The sequence below is a fragment of the Pseudomonas sp. RL_5y_Pfl2_73 genome, from assembly GCF_963970515.1.
In the GTDB taxonomy this organism is placed as follows: domain Bacteria; phylum Pseudomonadota; class Gammaproteobacteria; order Pseudomonadales; family Pseudomonadaceae; genus Aquipseudomonas.
This window is the reverse complement of sequence record NZ_CAXAPD010000016.1, coordinates 54,155-78,429: the sequence shown is the minus strand read 5'-3', so window position 1 is coordinate 78,429 and position 24,275 is coordinate 54,155. Positions and strand designations below refer to the sequence as shown.

The window sequence follows — 24,275 nt, the reverse complement described above, 5'->3', positions numbered from 1 at the left end:
TTGTCTGGGGAAAGATCGCAGCCTCGTTGCACTCGGCAGCTCCTACGTGTGCGCTTGTCATTAATCATACGGAGGCATCGGGATGAAAACCCTCTGGCAAAACTGCCACGCCGCCACCATGGCCCAGGGCGTCTACTCGATCATCGAAGACGCCGCCATCGTCACCCAGGGTGAGCACATTCAATGGATCGGCCCGCGTGCCGAATTGCCAACGGGTGACTACCCGGCGGTCAACGACCTCAAGGGCGCCTGGGTCACGCCGGGGCTGATTGACTGCCACACGCACACGGTGTTTGGCGGCAACCGCAGTGGTGAGTTCGAACAGCGCCTGCAAGGCGTCAGCTATGCCGAGATCGCGGCAGCCGGTGGCGGCATCGCCAGCACCGTGCGCGCCACCCGGGCCGCCAGTGAAGATGAACTGTTCGCCAGCGCCGCCAAACGCCTGGGAAGCCTGATGCGCGACGGCGTGACCACGGTGGAAATAAAATCCGGCTACGGCCTGGACCTAGCCAGCGAGCGCAAGATTCTGCGCGTCATTCGTCGCCTCGGCGCCGAATTGCCGGTCAGCGTGCGCAGCACGTGTCTGGCGGCCCACGCCTTGCCGCCGGAATACAAGGATCGGGCCGACGACTACATCGAGCACATCTGCACCGAGATGCTTCCGGCCCTGGCGGCTGAAGGGCTGGTGGATGCGGTGGATGCCTTTTGCGAATACCTGGCGTTTTCCCCGGCGCAGGTCGAGCGGGTGTTTATCACAGCGCAACAACTGGGGCTGCCAGTGAAGCTGCACGCCGAGCAATTGTCATCCCTGCACGGTTCAAGCCTGGCCGCGCGTTACCAGGCGCTGTCGGCCGATCACCTGGAATTCATGACCGAGGACGATGCCAAGGCCATGGCCGAATCCGGCACCGTGGCGGTGCTGTTGCCAGGGGCGTTTTATTTCCTGCGCGAAACCCAACTGCCGCCCATGGATGCCCTGCGCAAGCACGGTGTGAAAATCGCCGTGGCCAGCGACCTCAACCCCGGCACCTCGCCAGCGTTGTCGTTGCGCTTGATGTTGAACATGGCCTGCACATGCTTTCGGATGACCCCTGAAGAAGCCCTGGCCGGGGCGACGATTCATGCGGCCCAGGCCTTGGGCATGGCTCATACCCACGGTTCGCTGGAAGCCGGCAAGGTCGCGGATTTTGTCGCCTGGCACATCGACCGCCCGGCCGACCTGGCGTACTGGCTCGGTGGCGAACTGGAAAAACGCGTCGTGCGTCACGGCGTGCAAATCGATTGAGGAGAACGGTTGTGGAGAAGGTCCTGAATTTCAAGCAAGGCCGCGTGCCGCTGTTGATCAGCATGCCCCATGCCGGCCTGCGTCTGACCCCTGCGGTGCAGGCGGGTTTGATCCCCGAGGCCCAAAGCCTGCCAGACACCGACTGGCACATCCCAAGGTTATACGAATGTGCCACCGAGCTGGGCGCCAGCACCCTGGCCGCCGAGTATTCACGGTTCGTCGTCGACCTGAACCGCCCCTCTGATGACAAACCGATGTACGTCGGCGCCACCACCGGTTTGTACCCGGCGACACTGTTCGATGGTGTGCCGTTGTATCGAGAAGGGTTGGAGCCGTCAGCTGCGGAGCGGGCGACTTATCTGCAGCAGATCTGGATGCCGTATCACCAGGCGCTGCAACAGGAGCTGGCGCGGCTCAAGGCCGAGTTTGGCTATGCCTTGCTGTTCGATGCCCACTCGATCCGTTCGGTGATCCCGCACCTGTTCGACGGCAAGCTGCCGGACTTCAACCTCGGTACTTTCAACGGTGTCAGTTGCGCCCCGCCCCTGGCCAGCCAGCTCGAAGCCATCTGCGCCGGTCACGGTCAGTTCACTCATGTGCTTAACGGGCGGTTCAAGGGCGGACACATCACCCGGCATTACGGCAACCCGGCCGAAGACATCCACGCGGTGCAACTGGAACTGTGCCAGAGCACCTACATGGAAGAGTTCGAACCGTTCAACTACCGCGCTGATCTGGCGGCACCGACCCAGGTGGTGCTCAGGGAATTGCTGGAAGGCTTCCTGGGGTGGGGACGGCAGGCTTACAAGAAATAAAGATCTAGCCATGACTCCTGTGGCGAGGGGAATTATCGGTGGGAGCAAAGCTTGCTCGCGATACAGGCGCCGCTGCTTCAGAGCAATCGCGTCGCCTTCATCGCGGGCAAGCTTTGCTCTCACAGCCCCCCTTGCCACAGGTTGGTTTTGTCCTTGAGTCTCGGGAGGAACTGTCGCCACTGTGCAAAACCGAGTCGCCACAGTTCATCTTCAGCCCCTCGGCGCTGCGTAATGTTTTTGGCACGGTGCAGCAAGACACCGACCTACAATAATCCGCTGCCGCACGAGACCTTCCCGATGAAAAGACTGTTCAAACGTTGTCTGTCGATCCTCTGCGGTACCACCCTCTTGAGCGCCGGGGCGATGGCCGCCGAGCCTGCGTCGTGCCAGACCGTGCGCATGGGCGTGGTCAACTGGACCGACGTGATCGCCACCAGCGGCATGGCCGATGTGTTGCTCACCGGGCTGGGCTACGAAAGCAAGCAGACCAGCGCCGTGCAGCAGATCATCTTCGCGGGCATTCGCGACAAGCGTCTCGACATCTTCCTGGGCTACTGGAAGCCGGCGATGGACAAGAACATCGCGCCGTTTCTGGCGGCCACCCAAGTGAAGGTATTGGACACGCCGAGCCTGGCCGACGCCCAGGCCACCCTGGCTGTTCCAGACTACGTCGCGGCGGCGGGGCTCAAGACCTTTGCCGACATCGCCCGGTTCAAGGATCAGCTCGGTGGCAAGATCTACGGGATCGAGCCAGGCAGCGGGGCCAACACCACCATCAAGACCCTGATTGAAACCAACCACTTTGGCCTAAAGGACTTCAAGCTGATCGAGTCCGGTGAAGCGGGCATGCTGGCCGCGGTGCAGCGGGCGGTGAATCGCAAGGAGTTCGTGGTCTTCGTTGGCTGGACCCCGCACCCGATGAACATCAACATGAACATCACCTACCTGACCGGCAGCGAGGATGTCTATGGCCCGAACGAAGGCGCCGCCACCGTCTCCACCGTCACCGCACCGGACTACGCCCAACGGTGCCCGAATGTGAACCGGTTGTTGGAAAACCTTACCTTCAGCGCTGCCCAGGAGAGTCAGTTGATGGTACCGATCATGGCGCGCAAGACGCCCCAGGACGTCGCCCGGCAATGGTTGCGCGATCATCCCGAGGATGTGCGGAAGTGGCTGGCCGGAGTCACCAGCTTCGACGGCAAGGATGGCGTGGCGACGGTGCAGGCCAGCCTCAAGCATTGACCTACCCGGCTGTGGCGGGGTGATTTACCTGTGGGAACAAGGCTTGCCCGCGATGGCGGTGGTACATCCAATCATTACGTCGACTGACACGCCGCCATCGCGGGCAAGCCTTGCTCCCACATTTCAATAGGTGGTGTTGGTCATGACCTCATATCCACTCTCTGAACAGATGTCAGCCTTCATCGACAAAACCATGAGCTTTACCAGCCCGGACGACAGTCTCACCGGTTTGCGCCAGGCCTACAGCCAGATGTGCCGGGCGTTCACCCCGGCGTGCCCGCCAACACTGGCAGTCGAGGATTTCGAGTTGGCCGGTGTGGCGGTGCGGGCCTATCACCCGCGGGGTGCCGCGCCACCCGCTGGCTGGCCCTGCATTTTCTATCTGCACGGCGGTGGTTGGGTGGTGGGGGACCTGGACTCCCATGACTTCATCTGCATGGAGCTGGCGGGCGCCCTTGGTGCGCTGGTGGTGGCGGTGGATTATCGATTGGCGCCAGAGCATCCGTTTCCAGCCGGGCTGGACGATTGCCTCGCCGTGTGGCGTCATCTGGCAGCCATGCCCTTTGCCATCGATCCGCGTCGTCGGCTGGTGGTCGGTGACAGTGCTGGCGGCAATCTCGCCGCTGCGTTATGCCTGGCCTTGCGTGATGCCGGGCAAGCGTTGCCCCGGGCCCAGGTGTTGATCTATCCGGCGCTCGGTGGCCCGGCAACGCTCGCCTCGCGCCACGAATGTGCCGATGCGCCGCTGCTGAGCCGCCATGACCTGGACGGCTATCACGCGCTGTACCTGGGCGGCGATGCACCGTCGCCTTGCGCCATGCCGTTGCTCGCCGATCACCTGGGCGGCTTGCCGCCGGCGTTGATCGTCGTGGCGCAATGGGACCCGCTGCGCGACGATGGTGTCCTTTATAGCGAGCGGCTGAACGCCGCAGGGGTGGACGCTGTGCTGTCTGTCGGCGAAGGGTTGGTCCACGGTTGCCTGCGCGGTCGGGGCCAGGTGCCGGAGGTCGATCGGATGTATCGCACACTGCTGGCGTACCTGGCTGACATGCTTTGACTGCGCAGGGACATGCTCATTAAGGTGATTCGGGTTTATGATGCCGTACGGCAGACTAAATAGACGTCCCCACAGGGATGACTCGACCCCTTACGGAGCGCGCAATGCAGACTTTGTACCCGCAGATCAAACCTCATGCCCGGCACGATCTGGCTGTCGATGACACCCACACGCTCTATGTCGATGAAAGCGGTTCCCCAGAAGGCCTGCCGGTGGTGTTCATTCATGGCGGCCCGGGTGCTGGCTGCGATGCACAGAGCCGCCGCTACTTCGATCCGAACCTGTACCGCATCGTCACGTTCGACCAGCGCGGTTGCGGCCGGTCCACCCCCCATGCCAGCCTTGAAAACAACACCACCTGGGATCTGGTCGAAGACCTGGAGCGCATCCGCAAGCACTTGGGCATCGAGAAATGGGTACTGTTTGGCGGTTCCTGGGGCTCGACCCTGGCCCTGGCCTACGCCCAGACTCATCCGGAGCGGGTACACGGCCTGATCCTGCGTGGGATCTTTCTCTGCCGGCCGCAGGAAATCGAGTGGTTCTACCAGGCCGGCGCCAGTCGCCTGTTCCCCGACTATTGGCAGGACTACATCGCACCAATCCCGTTGGACGAGCGTGACAACCTGCTCAGCGCTTTCCACAAGCGCCTGACCGGTAACGACCAGATCGCCCAGATGCACACGGCCAAGGCCTGGTCCACTTGGGAAGGCCGCACCGCGACCCTGCGTCCGAACCCGCTGGTGGTCGATCGCTTCTCCGAGCCGCAGCGGGCACTGTCGATCGCCCGGATCGAATGCCACTACTTCACCAACAACGCCTTCCTCGAACCCAACCAGTTGATTCGCGACATGGGCAAGATCGCCCATTTGCCGGGCGTCATCGTGCATGGCCGCTACGACGTCATCTGCCCGTTGGACAATGCCTGGGAGCTGCATCAGAACTGGCCCAACAGCGAACTGCAGGTGATTCGCGACGCTGGCCACGCCGCCTCGGAGCCGGGGATCACCGATGCACTGGTGCGCGCCGCTGCACAAATGGCCCGGCGCCTGCTCGACCTGCCGCCCGAAGAAGCATGAAGGGGCTGTTGCAACGCGTTCGCGGCGCACGGGTCGAAGTATCAGGCGAGATCGTCGGGGCGGTGGATCAAGGCTTGCTGGTGTTGGTGGCCGTCGAGCCCGGGGATACCCGGGCCAGCGCCGACAAGCTCTTGCATAAGTTGCTTAACTATCGAGTATTCAGTGACGCCGACGGCAAGATGAACCTGTCGCTGGTGGATGTCGGTGGTGGGTTGCTGCTGGTGTCGCAGTTCACCTTGGCGGCCGACACCAAAAGTGGTTTGCGCCCGGGCTTTTCGACAGCCGCGCCTCCGGCCCTGGGGGAAGAGTTGTTCAGCTATTTGCTGAACCAGGCGAAACAGGTGCATGGCACTGTGGCATCAGGTAGATTCGGCGCCGACATGCAGGTGCATCTGGTCAATGATGGCCCGGTAACCTTCCTGTTACAGGTCTGAAAGCCTTTGAAACATCTTTTCGGTCCTGTTTCGAGGCAAAACAGGGAGTTTTCTCGATAAATACTTTGTTGCCCCTGATGCGTTGTCACGCGGGCTACTAGATAATCGCGCGCTACGGGGGACCAGCATTCGCTGGTCCATTTGACTTTAGGTAGAGATTTGTCCTGAACCGTTTGGGGAATCATTTTGTCCCATCGGAGTCGGAACAATGCTCGCCAACTTGGCAAGGGTGGTCAGCAGGAACGGTTTTCAGCGCCGTTTCCGTGCAGGTACTTTATCTGGCCGTTGGTTTTTTGATCAGTTTTCGGCGAGGGTTGCTCGTGATTGTTAGTCCCTGTAATGCACCAAAAATGTCTGCCAAACGGTTTAGAAACGCCCTGGTAGCGGGCTCGGCTCTGCTGTGCCTGTTCGGCGCGGGCCAACTGTGGGCATTCAGCCTGGATGATGTATCGGCGAAGGCTCAAGAACTGGCCGGGCAAAAATACGAAGCCCCGCGCAGCAATCTGCCGAACGAATTCCGCGATATGAAATTCGCTGACTATCAAAAAATCCGTTTTCGCACCGAAAAAGCCGAATGGGCCGACCAGAAGACACCGTTCAGGCTGTCCTTCTATCACCAGGGCATGCATTTCGACACGCCGGTGAAGATCAACGAAATCACCGCGACCACCGTCGAAGAGCTCAAGTATGACCCGTCGCGCTTCGATTTCAGTGACGTGAAATTCGATCCCAAGGCCACCGAGCAATTGGGCTACGCCGGTTTTCGCGTGTTGTACCCGATCAACAAGGCCGACAAGCAAGACGAAATCATGACCATGCTGGGCGCGAGTTATTTCCGCGTCATCGGCAAGGGCCAGGTCTATGGCTTGTCGGCTCGTGGCATGGCCATCGACACCGCATTACCATCAGGTGAAGAGTTCCCACGCTTTCGCGAATTCTGGATCCAGCGTCCGAAACCGACCGACAAGCACTTGGTGATCTTCGCCCTGCTGGATTCGCCGCGCGCCACTGGCGCCTATCGCCTGATCCTGCGTCCGGGCACCGACACCGTGGTCGACGTGAAGTCGCGCATGTTCCTGCGTGAGCGCGTGACCAAGCTGGGCGTGGCCCCATTGACCAGCATGTACCTGTTCGGCGCCAACCAACCGTCCAAAGTGCTGAACTACCGTCGTGAACTGCACGATTCCAGTGGCCTGTCGATCCATGCCGGTAACGACGAGTGGATCTGGCGCCCTCTGAACAACCCGAAACACCTGGCCGTGAGCAACTTCTCGGTAGAAAATCCGCGTGGCTTCGGCCTGTTGCAACGGGGGCGTGACTTCAGCCACTACGAAGACCTCGACGACCGCTACGACAAGCGTCCAAGTGCCTGGATCGAACCCAAAGGCGATTGGGGCAAGGGCTCCGTCGACTTGGTAGAAATTCCGACCGCCGACGAAACCAACGACAATATCGTTGCCTTCTGGAGCCCGGAAAAACTGCCTGAGCCAGGTCAGCCGCTGGACTTCAACTATCGCCTGCACTGGACCCTCGACGAAGCCAGCCTGCACTCGCCGGACAGCGCCTGGGTCCAGCAGACCCTGCGTTCCACCGGCGACGTGAAGCAGTCCAACCTGATCCGTCAGCCGGACGGCAGCGTGGCCTACCTGGTGGATTTCGAAGGTCCGTCCCTGCAGGCCCTGCCGGAAGACGCCGATGTGCGTAGCCAGGTGAGCGTCGGCGAAAACGGCGAGATCGTCGAGAATAGCGTGCGCTACAACCCTGAAACCAAGGGCTGGCGCTTGACCCTGCGGTTGAAGATCAAGGACTCGAAACAGCCCACCGAAATGCGTGCGGCGCTGGTCCGTCCATTGATGCCTGTCGAAGCCCCGGCTGTCTCGCATTCCGTGACCACGACCCTGGCCAAGGCCGACAAAGTCGCCCGCCAGCAGACCGCAAAAGAACTCGCGAAAGAAAAAGCGAAAGACGAAGCCAAGGCCGTCAAGGCGGCGGACGCAGCTGTTGAACCGACCCCAACCCAGCAGGAACCGGAACCGACTGAACAAGTCCTGACCGAGACCTGGAGCTATCAGTTGCCAGCCGATGAGTAATACGCCAGTACAGCCAGAGACGCTCAGCGAGTACCTGGCCCATTTGCCCATGACCGACGAGCAGCGCGCCGAACTGGCGGGCTGCAAGTCCTTCAGCGAATTGCACGAACGCTTGTCCTCATCGGCCTTCGACCAGCCCGCCGAGGCGGCGCAAACCTCGGTGGGCCGCCGGCTGACGCTGAGCAGCGCCGAGGAACTCGAGGACGCCCAGATGCTGGGGCTCGACGCCGGTGGTCGGGTCTGCCTGAAAGCGACGCCGCCGATCCGTCGGACCAAGGTCGTGCCGGAGCCGTGGCGCACCAATATCCTGGTGCGCGGCTGGCGACGCCTGACCGGTCGTACCAACCCGCCGAAGCCGCCCAAGGACGAGCGCGTGCTGCCACATGCGCGCTGGCGTACCGTGGGCTCGATCCGCCGCTACATCTTGCTGATATTGATGCTCGGCCAGACTATCGTCGCCGGCTGGTACATGAAAGGCATCATGCCGTACCAGGGCTGGTCGTTCGTGGACCTGGAAGAAGTCCTGCACCAACCGCTGTTGCAGACCGCCACGCAAGTACTGCCGTATGCGCTGCAAACCAGCATCCTGATTCTGTTCGGGATTCTGTTCTGCTGGGTCTCGGCGGGTTTCTGGACGGCGCTGATGGGCTTTCTCGAATTGCTCACCGGTCACGACAAATACCGCATCTCCGGTGCCAGCGCTGGCAACGAGCCGATTCCCAAGGACGCCCGCACCGCGCTGGTGATGCCGATCTGCAACGAAGACGTGCCACGGGTATTTGCCGGTTTACGCGCAACCTTCGAGTCGGTGGCCGCCACCGGTGACCTGGATCGTTTCGACTTCTTCGTGCTCAGTGACAGTAACGAAACCGATATCTGCGTGGCCGAACAACAGGCCTGGCTGGACGTCTGCCGTGAAGCCGGTGGTTTCGGCAAGATATTCTATCGCCGCCGTCGCCGTCGCGTGAAGCGCAAGAGCGGCAACCTCGACGACTTCTGCCGTCGTTGGGGCAGCGACTACAAGTACATGGTCGTGCTCGACGCCGACAGCGTCATGAGCGGTACGTGCCTGACCAGCCTGGTGCGCCTGATGGAAGCCACGCCGGACGCCGGCATCATCCAGACCGCGCCACGTGCCTCGGGCATGGACACGCTGTATGCGCGCATGCAGCAGTTCGCCACTCGGGTGTACGGTCCACTGTTCACCGCCGGCCTGCACTTCTGGCAGTTGGGTGAATCCCACTACTGGGGCCACAACGCGATCATCCGCATGAAACCGTTCATCGAGCACTGCGCCCTGGCGCCGCTGCCCGGTAAAGGCGCGTTCGCCGGTGCCATCCTGTCCCACGACTTCGTCGAAGCGGCGCTGATGCGCCGTGCCGGCTGGGGCGTGTGGATTGCCTATGACTTGCCGGGCAGCTACGAAGAACTGCCGCCAAACCTGCTGGACGAACTCAAGCGTGACCGTCGCTGGTGCCACGGCAACCTGATGAACTTCCGGCTGTTCCTGGTCAAGGGCATGCACCCGGTACACCGTGCGGTGTTCCTGACCGGCGTGATGTCCTACCTGTCGGCGCCACTGTGGTTCTTCTTCCTGGTGCTGTCCACTGCGTTGTTGGCGGTGAACACGCTGATGGAGCCGCAGTACTTCCTCGAGCCGCGTCAGCTCTATCCGTTGTGGCCACAATGGCATCCGGAAAAGGCCATCGCCCTGTTCTCCACCACCATCGTGCTGCTGTTCCTGCCCAAGTTGCTGAGTATCGTGTTGATCTGGGCCAAGGGTGCGAAGGCGTTTGGTGGCAAGTTCAAGGTGACGCTGTCGATGCTGCTGGAGATGCTGTTCTCCATGCTGCTGGCGCCGGTGCGGATGATTTTCCACACCCGTTTCGTGCTCGCCGCGTTCCTGGGCTGGGCTGCGACCTGGAACTCGCCACAACGTGACGACGACTCCACGCCATGGAGCGAAGCGCTCAAGCGCCACGGTCCGCAAACCTTGCTGGGCTTCTTCTGGGCCTTGCTGGTGATCTGGCTGAACCCAAGCTTCCTGTGGTGGCTGGTGCCGATCGTGGGTTCGCTGATGCTGTCGATTCCGGTGTCGGTGATCTCCAGCCGCGTGGGCCTGGGCTTGAAGTCCCGTGATGAAAGCCTGTTCCTGATCCCCGAGGAATACGCCCCGCCACAGGAGCTGCTGTCGACGGACCAGTACACCCATGAAAACCGTTGGCATGCGCTCAAAGACGGTTTCATCCGGGCGGTGGTCGATCCGCAACAAAACGCCTTGGCGTGTGCGCTGGCGACCTCGCGTCACGGCCAGGCCGAGCCGATTGAATGGCTGCGGGTCGAACGTGTCCGCCACGCCCTGAAGGTCGGTCCTGCCGAGCTAAGCAACGCTGAGCGACTGGCGTTGCTAAGTGACCCGGTGGCCCTGTCCCGCCTACATGAGCAGGTCTGGAGCGAGGCGCATCCGGAGTGGCTGGCGGCGTGGCGTGAGTCGGTCAAGGCCGACCCTCATGCACCGTTGCTGCCGCTACAGCCGGTGAGCGTACAGCCTCAACTGGCCTGATACGCAAAAAAGCCTCGCTTCTGGAAGGAAGCGGGGCTTTTTGTTGGGCGTATTTTCTATCTGCGGATCGCCCTTGTGGCGAGGGAGCTTGCTCCCGCTGGGTGGCGCAGCCGCCCCCGATTCTGTGGTGCGCTCAGTGTTGCGGGTTGATGCTATCCAACATCCGGTTTGCCAATAACCTGCTCAGTTCCATCAGTTGCTGAATGCCGAAGGCAACGTGGCGCCGCGAGCCTTTCAGGTCGAACGCAAGGTCGCTGATCATGGCATCGGCTGAGGCCAGGTTTTCGCTGAGGTTGGCCAGCAGGCTTTCGGTGTCGATGCAGGCGACGACGGTGAAGAGCTGGCCTGGCGATGGCTTATTCTCGGATTTGGCCTGTTTGGGGATCAGGTAGTCATCGAGCGCGCGATCAGTGGCTTCCTGGAGTTTCTTGGGGTCGGTTTCTGGTTCTGGTGGGTTGGGTGTGACCTTGTGCATGGTTGACGCTCCTTGATTGATGGAGCCGCCAGACATCGCTGCTAAACGAAAAAGGTGGCGACTGTGCGCGGGTTAGCAGACCAGGAATCAAGGAACCCGGCGCACCGAAGTGCCCCACGCACAGCCGCCATAAAGCGGACCTGCGTGCCTTGATATTGTGCCGAGCTGCTAAACCCGATCGCTGAACTGACAGCGACCTGCAAACGTTAGAGCCCAGGGCCAAGGCGCACAAGCCGGCGGATTCTGGCGTAGTTGTAGGCAATGGCGCAAGGCTCCGTAGCCTTGGGATGACGGATTGTGGGACGCAGGTATTTTTGTATGTATATCCGTTATTTAGGTGACGGCGGCTGACGGTTCCGCTCTTACAGCGGCTCACTTTTGAGAAGCGCAAAAGTAAGCAAAACGCTTTTGCCCCACCACTCGGTGCCTCGCTAGGGCTCGGCATGCCCTCACTCCGGCATTGCTCCGGGATGCCCACTCCACAATGCCTGCGTTCGGCCAGCGTGGTTAACGGGGCGCCGAGATCAACGTCCACCGCGAGGCGGCCTAGTAGCCGGCCTGGCTCTTGCGGTCGTACACCCCTCAGATCTGTTTGAGCAGGACCTGTGGGAGCAAAGCTTGCTCGCGAGGCGGCCTTATAGCCGACCTGGCTCTCCCGGTCGTACTCCGATCCCATTGTGGGAGCGAGCCTGCTCGCGAAGACGGCGGCACATTCAGCATTGATGCAAGCAGACCCAACGCCATCGCGAGCAAGCTCGCTCCCACAGGAGGAACGCGGTCTCCATCAAGAACCAGGTCGGCTGTTAGGCCGCCTCGTGGTGGACGTTGATCTCGGGCACACCGAGCCTAGGCGAGGTGCCAAGTGGTGGGGCAGAAGCGCTTTGGTTACTTTCGCGCTTTTCGAAAGTGAGCCGCTGTAAGAGCGGAACCCTAAGCCGCCGTTACCAAAAAAACGGATATACACACAAATCCTAAGTAAGGCAGCCGCAAGGCATCAAACCCGGAACCGCCCCACCAACGTCTGCAAATGCACCCCCAACCGCGCCAGCTCCGCACTGGAGGCGGCAGTCTCCTCACTGGACGAGGCCGTTTGCTCCGACACATCACGCACATTCAGCACACTACGGTTGATCTCCTCAGCCACCGCACTCTGCTGCTCAGCCGCCGCGGCGATCTGCTGGTTCATCGACTGGATCGCCGAGACCGTACGAGTGATGTTCTCCAACGAGCCCCCCGCACGGCGGGTCAGTTCGACGCTGTTGTCGGTCAGGTTGCGGCTGTTGTCCAGGGTGGTCGCGACCTGTTCGGTGCCTGATTGCAGACCGACGATCAGTTGCTCGATTTCTTCAGTGGATTTCTGGGTGCGCTGGGCCAGGCTGCGAACCTCGTCGGCCACCACGGCGAAACCACGACCGGCTTCTCCCGCGCGAGCCGCCTCGATTGCCGCGTTGAGGGCCAGCAGGTTTGTCTGTTGGGCCACGGACTTGATCACGTCCAGCACACTGCCGATCTTGTCGCTTTCTCGCTTCAAATCGCCCATGGCGGTGGTGGAGTTACCGACTTCGAGTGCCAGGCGTTCGATTTGGGCAATCGCTTCTCCGACCACCTTGTCGCCTTCGCGCGCCTGGGCATCGGCAGCGGCTGCGGCTTCGGAGGCTTCCTCGGCGTTGCGTGCCACTTCCTGCACCGTGGCAGTCATTTCGTTCATGGCGGTGGCGACCTGATCGGTTTCCACTTTCTGGCTATTGACCCCGGCACTGGTCTGCTCGGTGACGGCCGAGAGCTGTTCGGCGGCGCTGGCGATTTGCGTAACCCCATCGCTGATACCTCCGATCAGTTGCCGCAGGTTGATCACCATGCGTTGCAGGCTGCTTTGCAACTGGCCCATCTCGTCGCGCCGATGGACGTCAAGGTCATGGCTCAGGTCGCCCGAAGCGACGCGCTCGACTGCAACCAGGGTGTGTTGCAGCGGAACGACGATCTGTCGGGTAATGATCCACGCTGCCAGTAGGCCAAACGCCAAGGCCAGGAGGGTGACGATGATCAATGCCTCTTTCGCGTGAATCGTCTCCTGATCACGTTTCTCGGTCTGCGAGGCCGTCAATCGGTGGCTTAACTCGTTCAAACGGGTGTCTTGCTCCACCATTCGCTTGAGGGCTGAGGCATTGGCTACCTGCGAGTCTCGGAACTGACCGACTGCGGCGCGATAGGCCTTCATTGATTCGGTGGCCTGTTGCAGGTTGGCGGTGTACTGCTCCGGCAGTGTACTCGGCAAGGCCTCCAGGCTTTTCAAGACGTTATCAATGGCCTCCAGCGCCGGTTGCTCGGCTTCGGCCTTGCCGCTGTAGGTGTAGCCACGAACCTGGTAGCGCGCTTGCTGGATCAGTTTGCTCAGCTCAACCACGTCGTTGAATAGGGGGACACTGTCGCCTTGGCGCAAGGCATCTTCGACTTCCTTCACCTTGGCCACGGCGTTGTCGGCGTTGGCTCCCAGCTTGGGTCGAGCCGATTCGCGGTTCTGCGTCGCCTGGGTCATGTCGGCAAAGGCGCGTATGTATTCGTCAAGCGTCGCCAACTGCTGATTGAGCATTTCCAGGTCAGAGGCGCGCGTAAACGTTTTGAGGGAGGCGTGCGTGCCTTCCTGCAGCTTGACCAAGAGTTCGCTGACGGCTGTTGGGCCTTGTTCACCGCGACGCATTTCATAGTCGAGACGGGCGACTCGCAGATCCTTGTCCAGCTCGTTGAGCTCGGCGATGGAAGCCTGCTTATCTGCGCGGCTGATCACACTACTCAGGCTGTTCCAGCCGGCGAAGGTGTTCAGGATGGTCATCAGCAGTACCAGGCCAAAACCGAAACCCAGTTTGCGATTGACGCTTACATTTCCAAGCTTCTCGGTCAGCCAACTGAACATGCCGATACTCCCTTGAACCTTTTATAGGCTTTATGAGAAGAGTATCGACCCTGTTGTGGCGATCTGTAGGAAATAGGCGGGTGTTTTTCCGGGGCTCTCCCGCTTGGGCTGTGTAGGCGCTGCCGAAGGCTGAGATCTTTTGATCTTCCGCTTGAGACTCAAGTGTCAGGGGAAAGATCGCAGCCTCGTTGCACTCGACAGCTCCTACAGCGCGTAGCCAGGCGGGAGTAATCTTAGACCTTGAACCGCCCCACCAACGTCTGCAAATGAACGCCCAGCCGCGCCAGTTCGGCGCTGGAGGCGGCGGTTTCTTCGCTGGAGGCGGCGGTTTGTTCGGACACGTCACGTACGTTCAGCACGCTGCGGTTGATTTCCTCGGCCACGGCGCTTTGTTGCTCGGCGGCTGCGGCGATCTGTTGATTCATCGATTGGATCGCCGAGACCGTGCGGGTGATGTTTTCCAGGGAGCCACCGGCACGGCGGGTCAGCTCGACGCTGTTGTCGGTCAGGCTGCGGCTGTTGTCCATGATGGTCGCGACCTGCTGGGTGCCCGATTGCAGGCCGACGATCAGCTCTTCGATTTCTTCGGTGGACTTCTGGGTGCGCTGCGCCAGGCTGCGAACCTCATCGGCCACGACCGCGAAACCACGCCCGGCTTCCCCAGCACGGGCCGCTTCGATGGCTGCGTTGAGGGCCAGCAGGTTGGTTTGCTGGGCCACGGATTTGATCACGTCGAGCACACTGCCAATCTTGTCGCTTTCGCGCTTCAGGTCGCCCATCGCCGCGGTGGAGTTGCCCACTTCGAGGGCCAGGCGTTCGATCTGGACGATGGCTTCACCGACCACTTTTTCGCCTTCACGTGCTTGCTGGTCGGCGGCAAGGGCGGCTTCGGAGGCTTCCTCGGCATTGCGTGCTACTTCCTGCACCGTGGCGGTCATTTCGTGCATCGCGGTAGCGACTTGGTCAGTTTCCACTTTCTGGCTGTTGACGCCAGCGCTGGTCTGTTCGGTGACGGCCGAGAGTTGGTCGGCTGCGCTGGCAATCTGCGTGACGCCTTGGCCGATGCCGCCGATCAATTGGCGCAGGCCCACGGTCATGCTCTGCATGGCCCGCTGCAGCTGGCCCAGTTCGTCACGGCGCTCGGAGGTCAGGTTGTGGGTCAGATCGCCGGCGGCCACGCCTTGGGCGATCCTGAGGGTCTGGCTCAAGGGGCCGACGATCTGCCGGGTGATCACCAAGGCTGAGATGATGCCGAACACGAGGGCCAGCGTTGCGGCCACGATCAGGAAAGTCTTGGCCTCGGCCGCATCACGGTCACGCACGCCGGTCTGGGAGGCGGTCAACTCTTGGCTGGTTTCGAGCAGCACTTCGCCTTGCTCAGCCATGCGCTTGAGTGCTGCAGCGGTATCAAGCTGGGAATCGCGGAACTGGCTAACCGCCGCTCGATAGAGGTTCATCGAGTCGCTGGCCTGCTGGAACCTGTCGGCGTGCTCTTCAGGCAACTGGGCCGGCAAACGTGCAAGCAGTTTCAGGACATCGGTAATTGCATCGATGGCCGGTTGTTGGGCCTCGCTTTTGCCACTGTAGGTGTAGCCGCGAACCTGATAGCGCGCCTGTTGGATCGCCTTGCTCAGGCTCACCAGACTGTTGAACTGGCCGACGTCGCCACCTTGCAGCAGCGCATTTTCCACTTCGGTGACGCGGGCCACCGCGTTGTCAGCGCTGGCGCCGAGTTTGCTGCGAGCGTCTTCACGGCTGGCGGTGGCGGTGATCATCTCGGCGAAGGCGCTTTTATACTCGACGACGGCGGCCAGTTGTTTGTCGATCAGCGCTACATCGTCCGGTTGCTCGATCAGTTGGCGGGCGGTTTTCAGCCCCGCATCGAGCTTGTCAATCAGGTCGTTGACCTCCTGCGGACCGTTTTCTCCACGAGAGTTGTAGTAGTCCATGCGTGCCAGGCGCAAGTCCTTAGTCAATCCGCTGAGTTCGGAAATGAACCCCAGTTTGTCGCCACGGCTGATCACGTTACCCAGGCCGGTCCATCCGGTAAACGCGATCATCAGGGTCAGGAACAGCACAAGGCCGAAGCCGAAGCCGAGCTTGCGATTGACGCTTACATTTCCCAGACTCTGGGCAAACCACTGGAACATGCCGATACTCCCTCGCAGCGCTGATTTTGTTTTATCCGTGCTGTATCGGCTTTCAGGGAAGGATCTGTAGAAATGAACGGAAGATATTGGGCTTGCTGACGTTGTGGCGAGGGGCGCATGAAGCCACAGAGGATCAGAACAGACGTGCGAGCAAGGCCGTGACGGCGGTTTCGACCCGCAGGATCCGCTCGCCCAGTTGTACCGGTTGCAGCCCGGCCTTGGCCAACAGGTCGATCTCGTAGGGAATCCAGCCGCCCTCCGGGCCGATGGCCAATGTCACCGGCTCAGTCAGCGCGCGAGGGCAGGGCGGGTAATTACCGGGGTGCCCCACCAGGCCCAAGGTGCCGTCGGTGATGGCTGGCAGGCGGTCTTCGACGAAGGGCTTGAAGCGTTTTTCGATGATGATTTCTGGCAGCACGCTGTCCCGGGCTTGTTCCAGGCCCAGGATCAGTTGCTCGCGGATGGCCTCGGGTTCGAGGAAAGGCGTCTGCCAAAAGCTCTTTTCCACGCGATAGCTGTTGACCAGCACCACCCGCGGCACGCCCATGGTGGCGACAGTCTGGAACACCCGCCGGAGCATTTTCGGACGCGGCAGGGCCAGTACCAGGGTCAGCGGCAACTTGGCCGGCGGCGCCTGGTCGAGGGTCACTTGCAGTTCGGCCTCGCGGGCTTCCAGGCGCAGCACCTGAGCCGTGCCCATCAACCCACCGATGCGCCCAACCCGTAGGCTGTCACCGACGGCGCTGCGGTGGACTTCCTGCATGTGGGTCAACCGGCGATCGTTCAGGATCACGCGGTCAGGCCCAATGAAGTCGGCCTCTTCGAGCAGCAGCAGGTTCACGCTTGGGTCGCTGGCGGCTGGTCGTTGTGGTCATCGACTGGTTGGTCCTCGGGTTCTTCTTTCCGGCGCTTGCGCACCAAGCCACCGAACAGGATGCCGATCTCGAACAGCAGCCACATCGGCACAGCCAGCAGGGTCTGGGAGAAGATGTCCGGCGGGGTCAGGATCATGCCGACCACGAAGCAGCCGATGATCACGTAGGGGCGGGCCTTCTTCAGGTAGGCAACGTCAACCACGCCGATCCACACCAGCAGCACCACCGCCACCGGGATTTCGAACGCCACGCCGAAGGCGAAGAACAGCGTCATGACGAAATCCAGGTAACTGGTGATGTCGGTCATCATCTCCACACCCGCCGGGGTGGCGGCGGCGAAGAACTTGAAGATCAGCGGGAACACCAGGAAGTAGGCGAAGGCCATGCCGGTGTAGAACAGCAGGATGCTGGACACCAGCAGCGGTACGGCGATGCGTTTTTCATGCTTGTACAGGCCAGGTGCAATGAAGCCCCAGATCTGGTGCAGGATCACCGGAATGGCCAGGAACAGCGAGACCATCATCGTCAGCTTCAGGGGCGTCAGGAACGGCGACGACACGTCGGTGGCGATCATTGTCGCCCCCGCCGGCAGGTACTGGCGCAGCGGTGTGGAGACGAAGGTGTAGATCTGCTGGGTGAAGGCAAACAGCCCGGCGAAGATAATGAAAATCGCCGCGACGCAACGCAGCAGGCGGGTGCGCAACTCGGTGAGGTGCGATACCAGCGGCATCGGCTGGTCGTTCTCTGGGATATCGCTCATGGGGCTCGCGGCGGCAATGTAGGGTCGTTAGGCGCTTCTGGCGTTGTCGCCGTCGGGGCGGGTTCCACCGGTTTGGCAGGCTCGGCCACCACGGGCGCCGTGTCATCCACCGACGCCTGTGGCGCAATCGTCGGCTCGACCGCAGGTTGGACCGGCGTCGGTTCCTGCTGGGTCGGCGTGAAGATTTTCCGCGCTTCCTGCTCCAGGGACAGAATATGTTCGTTGTGAAGTTGCCGACGGATGTCGTCGGCACCGATTTCACGTTCAACTTCCTGTTTGATCGCATTGAAGCTGCGCTTGAGACGACCGACCCAGAGACCGGCGGTGCGCGCAGCACCCGGCAGACGCTCGGGGCCCAGTACCAGCAGGGCGACGAGGCCGACGAGCAGCAGTTCAGTGAAGCTGATACCAAACATTAGTCAGTGCTCACGAGTCTTTGCGGGCGGGCTCTTCGACTTTCTGGGCCTGCACGTCGATGGTGTGCGGCGCATTCACTGGCTGGGTGCCCTGGGGGGGTACCGATTGGGTCGGCTGCGCCGGTTGGCCAGGAGTCGCCGATGAGTCGGCCGGTTTTTCGTCATCGTTCATGGCCTTGCGAAAGCCCTTGATCGACTCGCCGACATCGGTGCCGAGGTTTTTCAGTTTCTTGGTGCCGAACACCAGCACCACGACGACCAGGATGACGACCCAGTGTTTCCAGTCAAAAATACCCATGGGGCTATTCCTCTCAAAAGTTGATCAGGCGGACGGGCGCGAGGCTTTCTCGACGTGCCCGGACAGACCGAAGCGACGGTCCAGTTCATCCAGTACGGCCTGCGGATGCTGCCCCAGTTGGGCCAGCATGACCAGGCTGTGGAACCACAGGTCGGCGGTCTCGTAGATCACGTCGCTGCAATCGCCACTGATGGCGGCGTCCTTGGCGGCGATGATGGTCTCGACCGACTCTTCGCCGACTTTCTCCAGAATCTTGTTCAAGCCCTTGTGGTACAGGCTGGCGACATAGGAACTGTCGGCCGCGGCGCCCTTGCGCTCTTCCAGCACCTGGGCCAGGCGGGTCAGGGTGTCACTCATGGGTATGTCCTGAATAAATGGCGTGCGGGTCCTTGAGCACCGGGTCGACGGTTTTCCAGTCGCCGTTCTCGAAGACGCGATAGAAGCAGCTTTGACGGCCGGTGTGGCAGGCAATCTCACCGACTTGCTCGACCATCAGGATGATGACGTCGCCGTCGCAGTCCAGGCGCATCTCATGCAGGTGCTGCACGTGCCCGGACTCTTCACCTTTGCGCCACAGCTTGCCACGGGAACGTGACCAATAGATGGCGCGGTTCTCGGCGGCGGTCAAGGCCAGCGCTTCGCGGTTCATCCAGGCCATCATCAATACGCGCCCGGTCTTGTGGTCCTGGGCGATGGCCGGCACCAGGCCGTCAGCGTCCCACTTGATCTCGTCCTGCCAGTTTTTCATCTTTGACTCCGACCATGGGCCGCGCACCTGATGTCGGCGGGCCCAGCGTTGAAACAGTGTGCCAGCGCGAACCGGTGCTGGCTATCGGCGAACGACCAGATACAGACCTACCAGCATCATGATACCGGCCGGCCAGTGACCCAGTTGGCTCAGCGGCCCGCCGGTCGCCAGCACCGCGCCGCCCCCCAGGTGAGCTGCGCCAAGCAGGCGCAACAGCCAGTCGTCCTTGCGTCGGTGCCACGGTGGCGTCGGGTCGTGTGCGTGGGGTTGGGACATGCGTTCGAGCAGGTCGCGGGTCATGTTGGCCAGGTGGGGGAGCTGCTCGAACTGACTCTGCACGTTGCCCAGCAAGGTTTTGGGGCTGACGCGCTCGCGCATCCAGCGTTCGAGGAACGGTTGGGCGGTGTTCCACAGGTCGAGGTCCGGGTACAACTGGCGGCCGAGGCCTTCGATGTTCAACAGGGTTTTCTGCAACAGCACCAACTGCGGCTGGACTTCCATGTTGAAACGTCGCGCGGTCTGGAACAGGCGCATCAGCACCTGGCCGAAGGAAATATCTTTTAACGGTTTTTCGAAAATCGGTTCGCAGACGGTACGGATCGCCGCTTCGAATTCGTTGAGCTTGGTCTCGGCCGGCACCCAGCCCGAATCGATGTGCAGTTGGGCGACGCGACGGTAGTCACGCTTGAAGAAGGCGAACAGGTTGCGCGCCAGATAGTCCTGGTCTTCGGGGGTCAGGCTGCCGACGATACCGCAGTCGATGGCAATGTATTGCGGGCTCCACGGCTGCACCGTGCTGACGAAAATGTTGCCCGGGTGCATGTCGGCGTGGAAGAAGCTGTCGCGAAACACCTGGGTGAAGAAGATTTCCACGCCGCGTTCGGCGAGCATTTTCATGTCGGTACGCTGGTCGGCCAGGGTGGCCAGGTCGGTGACCTGGATGCCGTAGATGCGCTCCATCACCAATACTTTCGGTCGACACCAGTCCCAATAGACTTGCGGTACGTACAGCAGCGGCGAGCCTTCGAAGTTGCGACGCAACTGGCTGGCGTTGGCCGCCTCGCGTAGCAGGTCGAGTTCGTCGTAGATGGTTTTTTCGTAGTCCTGGACCACGTCCACCGGGTGCAGCAGGCGGGCATCGGCCGACAGCCGCTCGGCGGCGCGGGCGAGGATGAACAACCAGGCGAGGTCCTGGGCGATGATCGGCTTGAGGCCCGGGCGGATGACCTTGACCACCACTTCTTCGCCGCTCTTGAGTTGGGCGGCGTGAACCTGGGCGACGGAGGCTGAAGCCAGGGGCTCGACATCGAAACGGCTGAAGACTTCGCCGACCTTCTTGCCCAGTTGTTCCTCGATCAGCGCCACCGAAACCTTGGAATCGAACGGCGGCACGCGGTCTTGCAGCCGCATCAGTTCATCGGCGATGTCTTCGGGCAACAGGTCGCGACGGGTCGAAAGGATCTGCCCGAACTTGATGAAGATTGGCCCCAGGTCCTGCAGGGCCAGGCGCAAGCGCGCACCGCGACTCAGGTCCAGCGTTCGCCGGGGAAACCAGCGCCAGGGCAGCACGAAGCGCAGGGCCAGGAGAAACCAGGGCAGTGGCAGGGCGAACAGCAGGTCATCAAGGCGGTAGCGGATCACGACGCGCTGGATGCGCAACAAACGGCGGACGGCAAGCAGCTTCATGCGTTATCGCTTGGTTTCAAGGGATCGGGAAAGGCGCTCGAAACGCGCCTCGAGACGTTCCAGGTCAAGTTTGACCTGGTCCAGTTCATTAAAACGGGCTTGGGCTTCGCGTTGGCCTACGAGGGTACGCGATTCTTCGGCCAGGTATTCACTCAGATTCTGCCCCAGGCTGGCGAACCCCTGCCGATACCATTGGCTGCGGCTGCGCAAATGGCCGCTGAGCAATTGGGTCGCCACCGGACCGATCCAGCGGGACACTTCGTATTCCCAGTCCAGCTCCAGGTCCTGGAGAATCGCCGCCAGTTCCAGCAGTACACCGCTGTCGCCGTCGAGCGTCACGTCGGGGCTGTGCAGCACCGCGGTCTTATCCTTGCCCAAGGCCAGGTTCAGCAGGCTCGACGCCGGGGCGCGCAGCGTGCAGTCGGCCTCGGCCTCCCAGTGTGCTGCGAGCATCAGGCCTTCGTCGCTGGGCAGGATGAACAACCGCAACGCCGGGCTACGGCAGTCGACGGCGATCACGCGGCCGCTCAAGCGCGCCAGGCGCGCGAGCGCCGTGCTGTCCAGGCGCAGCACCCGGTTGAGGCCCAGTTCGACGCTGGCGAGCAGGCCGGTGAGCAGCATCAGGGTTTGATGCCGCGGTGTAGGGCGACGATGCCTGCGGTCATGTTGTGGTAGGTCACGCGGTCGAAACCGGCCTCGACCATCATCGACTTCAGGGTTTCCTGGTTCGGGTGCATGCGGATCGATTCGGCCAGGTAGCGATAGCTTTCCGAGTCGTTGGTGATCAGCTTGCCCATCAGCGGCATGAAGGCGAACGAGTAGGCGTCATAGGCCTTGGACATCAGCGCGTTGGTGGGCTTGGAGAACTCCAGCACCAGCAGGCGGCCACCAGGCTTGAGTACTCGCAGCATCGAGCGCAGGGCATCTTCCTTGTGGGTGACGTTGCGCAGGCCGAAGGCGATGGTCACACAGTCGAAATGGTTGTCGGGGAACGGCAGCTTCTCAGCGTCGGCCTGGACGAACTCGACATTGCCGGCCACACCCAGGTCCAGCAGGCGGTCGCGACCGACCTTGAGCATGGATTCGTTGATGTCGGCCAGGACCACCTGGCCGGTGGGCCCGACGATGTGGGAAAACTTCTTCGTCAGGTCGCCCGTGCCGCCGGCGATGTCCAGTACGCGATTGCCGCTGCGCACGCCCGACAGTTCGATCGCGAAACGCTTCCACAAGCGGTGCATGCCGCCCGAGAGCAGGTCGTTCATCAAGTCGTACTTGGCGGCGACGGAATGGAAAACCTCAGCGACTTTTTCCGCTTTCTGGCTTTCCGGCACGTTCTTGAAGCCGAAGTGAGTGGTGGGTTCGGCATCGCTGCCTTTGCGCTGATCAGTCATATCGCGGTCACCAAAAAAGAATGCGGGACATTCTAATCCCGGTAGAGGGCTTTGTCTTGGCAAGGCTGAAGGTAAGATGGGCTACCGCCGGGACGTTTTGACGCAGCCAGGGTCTGAAACGTTCAGGCAAGTCCCGATAAAACAGGAGTCACCCGATGGCCCGTATAACTGTTGAGCGTGCCCATGGCCTGGGCAAGGAAGCGGCGCGAGAGAAGGCCGACAAGCTGGCGCAGAAGTTGTCCGACAGCTATGGCCTGGAGCCGCAGTGGGTGGGCGACACCCTGAAACTCAAGCGTTCCGGGGTCAAGGGCGAAGTGCATGTGGGCGAGGACTCGATCCGCGTCGACGTGGAGCTGGGCATGTTGATGTCGGCCATGGGCGGCACGATCAAGAGCGAAATCGAAAAAGCACTGGATAAGGCGTTGGCCTGATTGATCGAAAGGGTGGGTGGAATGCATGACTCAAGTTCACCACCCATCCTCTTGTGGGAGCGAGCCTGCTCGCGATAGCGGTGTGTCATTCAACATCAATGTTGCGGGTTCACCGCAATCGCGAGCAGGCTCGCTCTCACATTGAAAGTCATCGCCCTCAGGTTTTGTGTCAGTTGTTAGGGTGCCCTTTCTAATTATTGTCACTACTTTGTGCCTGAGCCCGTCCATGTGCGGGCAGTTCCTCAAACCTTTTTTCGAGTGAGGTGCACCATGGCCAAAGTTATTCTGAAGAAAAAAACCGACGTTGAATCTTCCACGCTCAGTGACGTGAAAACGTACGCGCGCAAGATCTGGCTGGCTGGCCTGGGCGCCTACACGAAGGTTGGCCAGGAAGGCAGCGAGTACTTCCAGGAGCTGGTAAAGGCTGGCGAAGTTATTGAAACCAAAGGCAAAAAGAAAATTGCCGGGAAACTTGAAGCGGCCAACAGTGAATTGATTGAAGCCAAGAGCGAGGTCAATACTTTCAAGGCTCGGGTTGAAGTACAACTCGATAAAGTCGAGAAGGTATTCGATGCCCGTGTTGCAAGTGCCTTGAATCGTATCGGCATTCCGTCTAAACATGACGTTGAGACACTCTCTGCTAAGCTCGATGAGCTGACAGCATTGCTCGAACGTGTCGCGCGTAAACATTAAGGAGAACGGGATGGCTGGCAAAAAAATCACAGAAAAAGAGGGCAGCTCGTGGGCCGGGAAAATTGAAAAGTATTCCCGCAAAATCTGGCTTGCTGGTTTAGGCGTGTACTCGAAGATCGACACTGACGGCAGCAAGCTCTTCGAGTCCCTGGTTAAGGACGGCGAGAAGGCCGAAAAACTCACCAAGACGGCGGTCGGCAAACAAGTTGATGCCGCCAAGGGCTCCGCCGAGTCCGCCAAGTCGCGAATCGGCGGCGTGAAGGATCGTGCACTGGGCAAATGGGACGAACTGGAAGGGGCTTTCGATAAACGCCTGAACAGTGCGATTTCGCGCCTGGGTGTGCCGAGCCGTAGTGAAGTCAAGGCACTGCACAGCAAGGTCGACACCCTGACCAAGCAGATCGAAAAACTCACTGGCGCGAAAGTCGCCCCGGTGGCAGCCAAGGCTGTGGCGGCCAAGCCTGCTGCTAAAACGGCGGCCAAGCCACTGGCCAAACCTGCGGCGAAAGCAGCGGCCAAGCCCGCGGCTAAAACGGCTGCGGCCAAGCCTGCTGCCAAGGCGACGGCCAAACCGGTAGCGGCCAAACCTGCGGCTAAAACGGCAGCCAAGCCTGCGGCTAAAACGGCGGCTGCCAAACCGCCAGCGAAACCCGCCGCCAAGCCTGCGGCAAAAGCGGCGGCCAAACCTGCTGCGGCGAAAAAACCGGCCGTGAAAAAGCCGGCCGCGTCAAAAGCCGCTGCACCGAAGGCGCCGACCGCGGCCGCCAAACCGGCGACCCCGACGAGCACGGCGAACTCCGCCGCCGCTCCGACCCCGGTCGCCACGCCAACTCCAGCGCCGGTTCCAACGACGCCTACCACCCAGTCCTGATTCTG

22 protein-coding genes and 3 pseudogenes are annotated in these 24,275 nt (G+C 61.2%); 11 read left to right on the top strand and 14 right to left on the bottom strand.

The window, feature by feature from the left end; translation table 11 throughout:
* Positions 1–82 precede the first annotated feature (82 nt).
* The 8 genes from hutI (at position 83) to mdoH (ending at position 10,565) form a co-directional block, all read left to right on the top strand.
* A complete protein-coding gene (gene hutI / locus AACY42_RS16950) occupies positions 83–1,285 on the top strand; it encodes an imidazolonepropionase (RefSeq protein ID WP_339481075.1) in 1,203 nt (400 codons plus the stop codon).
* Positions 1,286–1,296: 11 nt separating this feature from the next.
* Complete coding sequence (hutG, locus tag AACY42_RS16945; RefSeq protein WP_339481073.1) at positions 1,297–2,100, top strand: N-formylglutamate deformylase; 804 nt, start codon at positions 1,297–1,299, stop codon at positions 2,098–2,100.
* A 297-nt stretch (positions 2,101–2,397) separates the two neighbouring features.
* Complete coding sequence (locus AACY42_RS16940; RefSeq protein WP_339481071.1) at positions 2,398–3,345, top strand: choline ABC transporter substrate-binding protein; 948 nt, start codon at positions 2,398–2,400, stop codon at positions 3,343–3,345.
* 142 nt (positions 3,346–3,487) lie between these two features.
* Positions 3,488–4,402 (top strand): alpha/beta hydrolase, encoded by a 915-nt coding sequence (locus tag AACY42_RS16935; RefSeq protein ID WP_339481070.1) that lies wholly within the window; start codon positions 3,488–3,490, stop codon positions 4,400–4,402.
* A gap of 104 nt (positions 4,403–4,506) precedes the next feature.
* Positions 4,507–5,478, top strand: coding sequence for a prolyl aminopeptidase (pip, locus tag AACY42_RS16930; protein ID WP_339481068.1), 972 nt, complete (start codon positions 4,507–4,509; stop codon positions 5,476–5,478).
* Entirely contained in the window at positions 5,475–5,912 is a 438-nt protein-coding gene (gene dtd / locus AACY42_RS16925) for a D-aminoacyl-tRNA deacylase (RefSeq protein ID WP_339481067.1), read from the top strand. Before pip ends, dtd begins: the two co-directional genes overlap by 4 nt.
* A 320-nt stretch (positions 5,913–6,232) precedes the next feature.
* Positions 6,233–8,002: a glucan biosynthesis protein G gene (locus AACY42_RS16920; RefSeq protein WP_339481065.1), complete on the top strand. Its 1,770-nt coding sequence runs from the start codon at positions 6,233–6,235 to the stop codon at positions 8,000–8,002.
* The gene (gene mdoH / locus AACY42_RS16915) at positions 7,995–10,565 is read left to right on the top strand and encodes a glucans biosynthesis glucosyltransferase MdoH (protein ID WP_339481064.1); all 2,571 of its coding nucleotides are present in this window, start codon (positions 7,995–7,997) and stop codon (positions 10,563–10,565) included. Before AACY42_RS16920 ends, mdoH begins: the two co-directional genes overlap by 8 nt.
* Positions 10,566–10,698: 133 nt before the next feature.
* Here the strand turns inward: mdoH and AACY42_RS16910 are convergent, their stop codons facing one another.
* The 14 genes and pseudogenes from AACY42_RS16910 to ubiE all read right to left on the bottom strand — a co-directional run bounded on the left by AACY42_RS16910 (position 10,699) and on the right by ubiE (position 22,275).
* Entirely contained in the window at positions 10,699–11,040 is a 342-nt protein-coding gene (locus AACY42_RS16910) for a DUF6124 family protein (RefSeq protein ID WP_339481062.1), read from the bottom strand.
* A 994-nt stretch (positions 11,041–12,034) separates the two neighbouring features.
* Positions 12,035–12,748: a methyl-accepting chemotaxis protein gene (locus AACY42_RS28680; protein WP_445261748.1), complete on the bottom strand. Its 714-nt coding sequence runs from the start codon at positions 12,746–12,748 to the stop codon at positions 12,035–12,037.
* A 141-nt stretch (positions 12,749–12,889) separates the two neighbouring features.
* Positions 12,890–13,870: pseudogene (locus AACY42_RS28675) on the bottom strand (methyl-accepting chemotaxis protein); the annotation flags it as partial.
* 314 nt (positions 13,871–14,184) lie between these two features.
* Positions 14,185–15,048, bottom strand: coding sequence for a methyl-accepting chemotaxis protein (locus AACY42_RS28670; protein WP_445261516.1), 864 nt, complete (start codon positions 15,046–15,048; stop codon positions 14,185–14,187).
* Positions 15,043–16,011: pseudogene (locus AACY42_RS28665) on the bottom strand (methyl-accepting chemotaxis protein); the annotation flags it as partial. The pseudogene AACY42_RS28665 and the gene AACY42_RS28670, both read right to left, overlap by 6 nt.
* Positions 16,012–16,234: 223 nt before the next feature.
* Positions 16,235–16,942 carry a 16S rRNA (uracil(1498)-N(3))-methyltransferase gene (locus AACY42_RS16895; protein ID WP_339481056.1) on the bottom strand — a complete coding sequence of 236 codons (708 nt, stop codon included), beginning with the start codon at positions 16,940–16,942 and terminating at the stop codon, positions 16,235–16,237.
* Positions 16,939–17,736 (bottom strand): twin-arginine translocase subunit TatC, encoded by a 798-nt coding sequence (gene tatC / locus AACY42_RS16890; protein WP_445261511.1) that lies wholly within the window; start codon positions 17,734–17,736, stop codon positions 16,939–16,941. The genes AACY42_RS16895 and tatC overlap by 4 nt, the downstream gene beginning before the upstream one ends.
* Entirely contained in the window at positions 17,733–18,152 is a 420-nt protein-coding gene (gene tatB / locus AACY42_RS16885; protein WP_339481054.1) for a Sec-independent protein translocase protein TatB, read from the bottom strand. The genes tatC and tatB overlap by 4 nt, the downstream gene beginning before the upstream one ends.
* Before the next feature lie 10 nt (positions 18,153–18,162).
* Entirely contained in the window at positions 18,163–18,450 is a 288-nt protein-coding gene (locus tag AACY42_RS16880; protein WP_339481052.1) for a twin-arginine translocase TatA/TatE family subunit, read from the bottom strand.
* 24 nt (positions 18,451–18,474) lie between these two features.
* Complete coding sequence (locus tag AACY42_RS16875; RefSeq protein WP_003186671.1) at positions 18,475–18,807, bottom strand: phosphoribosyl-ATP diphosphatase; 333 nt, start codon at positions 18,805–18,807, stop codon at positions 18,475–18,477.
* Positions 18,800–19,198: a phosphoribosyl-AMP cyclohydrolase gene (gene hisI, locus AACY42_RS16870; protein WP_003196931.1), complete on the bottom strand. Its 399-nt coding sequence runs from the start codon at positions 19,196–19,198 to the stop codon at positions 18,800–18,802. Before hisI ends, AACY42_RS16875 begins: the two co-directional genes overlap by 8 nt.
* An 81-nt stretch (positions 19,199–19,279) precedes the next feature.
* Positions 19,280–20,884, bottom strand: coding sequence for a ubiquinone biosynthesis regulatory protein kinase UbiB (ubiB, locus tag AACY42_RS16865; protein WP_339481049.1), 1,605 nt, complete (start codon positions 20,882–20,884; stop codon positions 19,280–19,282).
* Positions 20,881–21,505 (bottom strand): annotated as a pseudogene (locus AACY42_RS16860) (ubiquinone biosynthesis accessory factor UbiJ). Before AACY42_RS16860 ends, ubiB begins: the two are co-directional and overlap by 4 nt.
* On the bottom strand, positions 21,505–22,275 hold the full coding sequence (gene ubiE / locus AACY42_RS16855) for a bifunctional demethylmenaquinone methyltransferase/2-methoxy-6-polyprenyl-1,4-benzoquinol methylase UbiE (protein WP_003196937.1): 771 nt from the start codon (positions 22,273–22,275) through the stop codon (positions 21,505–21,507). The pseudogene AACY42_RS16860 and the gene ubiE overlap by 1 nt, the downstream one beginning before the upstream one ends.
* A 155-nt stretch (positions 22,276–22,430) precedes the next feature.
* Between ubiE and AACY42_RS16850 the strand changes: the two genes are divergently transcribed.
* From AACY42_RS16850 to AACY42_RS16840, 3 genes are all read left to right on the top strand, one after another.
* A complete protein-coding gene (locus AACY42_RS16850; RefSeq protein WP_339481046.1) occupies positions 22,431–22,706 on the top strand; it encodes a polyhydroxyalkanoic acid system family protein in 276 nt (91 codons plus the stop codon).
* 270 nt (positions 22,707–22,976) lie between these two features.
* A complete protein-coding gene (locus AACY42_RS16845) occupies positions 22,977–23,399 on the top strand; it encodes a phasin family protein (RefSeq protein ID WP_046064121.1) in 423 nt (140 codons plus the stop codon).
* Positions 23,400–23,409: 10 nt separating this feature from the next.
* Positions 23,410–24,270 carry a phasin family protein gene (locus AACY42_RS16840; protein ID WP_339481044.1) on the top strand — a complete coding sequence of 287 codons (861 nt, stop codon included), beginning with the start codon at positions 23,410–23,412 and terminating at the stop codon, positions 24,268–24,270.
* Positions 24,271–24,275: the final 5 nt, after the last annotated feature.

Coding starts and splice junctions, on each gene's coding strand:
- AACY42_RS16850 (WP_339481046.1), top strand. CDS start 22,431: ATGGCCCGTATAACTGTTGAGCGTGCCCATGGCCTGGGCAAGGAAGCG.
- AACY42_RS16840 (WP_339481044.1), top strand. CDS start 23,410: ATGGCTGGCAAAAAAATCACAGAAAAAGAGGGCAGCTCGTGGGCCGGG.
- AACY42_RS16875 (WP_003186671.1), bottom strand. CDS start 18,807: ATGAGTGACACCCTGACCCGCCTGGCCCAGGTGCTGGAAGAGCGCAAG.
- AACY42_RS16910 (WP_339481062.1), bottom strand. CDS start 11,040: ATGCACAAGGTCACACCCAACCCACCAGAACCAGAAACCGACCCCAAG.
- AACY42_RS16940 (WP_339481071.1), top strand. CDS start 2,398: ATGAAAAGACTGTTCAAACGTTGTCTGTCGATCCTCTGCGGTACCACC.
- mdoH (WP_339481064.1), top strand. CDS start 7,995: ATGAGTAATACGCCAGTACAGCCAGAGACGCTCAGCGAGTACCTGGCC.
- pip (WP_339481068.1), top strand. CDS start 4,507: ATGCAGACTTTGTACCCGCAGATCAAACCTCATGCCCGGCACGATCTG.
- hutI (WP_339481075.1), top strand. CDS start 83: ATGAAAACCCTCTGGCAAAACTGCCACGCCGCCACCATGGCCCAGGGC.
- tatB (WP_339481054.1), bottom strand. CDS start 18,152: ATGTTTGGTATCAGCTTCACTGAACTGCTGCTCGTCGGCCTCGTCGCC.
- dtd (WP_339481067.1), top strand. CDS start 5,475: ATGAAGGGGCTGTTGCAACGCGTTCGCGGCGCACGGGTCGAAGTATCA.
- ubiE (WP_003196937.1), bottom strand. CDS start 22,275: ATGACTGATCAGCGCAAAGGCAGCGATGCCGAACCCACCACTCACTTC.
- AACY42_RS16935 (WP_339481070.1), top strand. CDS start 3,488: ATGACCTCATATCCACTCTCTGAACAGATGTCAGCCTTCATCGACAAA.
- AACY42_RS16880 (WP_339481052.1), bottom strand. CDS start 18,450: ATGGGTATTTTTGACTGGAAACACTGGGTCGTCATCCTGGTCGTCGTG.
- ubiB (WP_339481049.1), bottom strand. CDS start 20,884: ATGAAGCTGCTTGCCGTCCGCCGTTTGTTGCGCATCCAGCGCGTCGTG.
- AACY42_RS16845 (WP_046064121.1), top strand. CDS start 22,977: ATGGCCAAAGTTATTCTGAAGAAAAAAACCGACGTTGAATCTTCCACG.
- tatC (WP_445261511.1), bottom strand. CDS start 17,736: ATGAGCGATATCCCAGAGAACGACCAGCCGATGCCGCTGGTATCGCAC.
- AACY42_RS28670 (WP_445261516.1), bottom strand. CDS start 15,048: ATGACCGTGGGCCTGCGCCAATTGATCGGCGGCATCGGCCAAGGCGTC.
- AACY42_RS28680 (WP_445261748.1), bottom strand. CDS start 12,748: ATGAACGAAATGACTGCCACGGTGCAGGAAGTGGCACGCAACGCCGAG.
- hisI (WP_003196931.1), bottom strand. CDS start 19,198: ATGAAAAACTGGCAGGACGAGATCAAGTGGGACGCTGACGGCCTGGTG.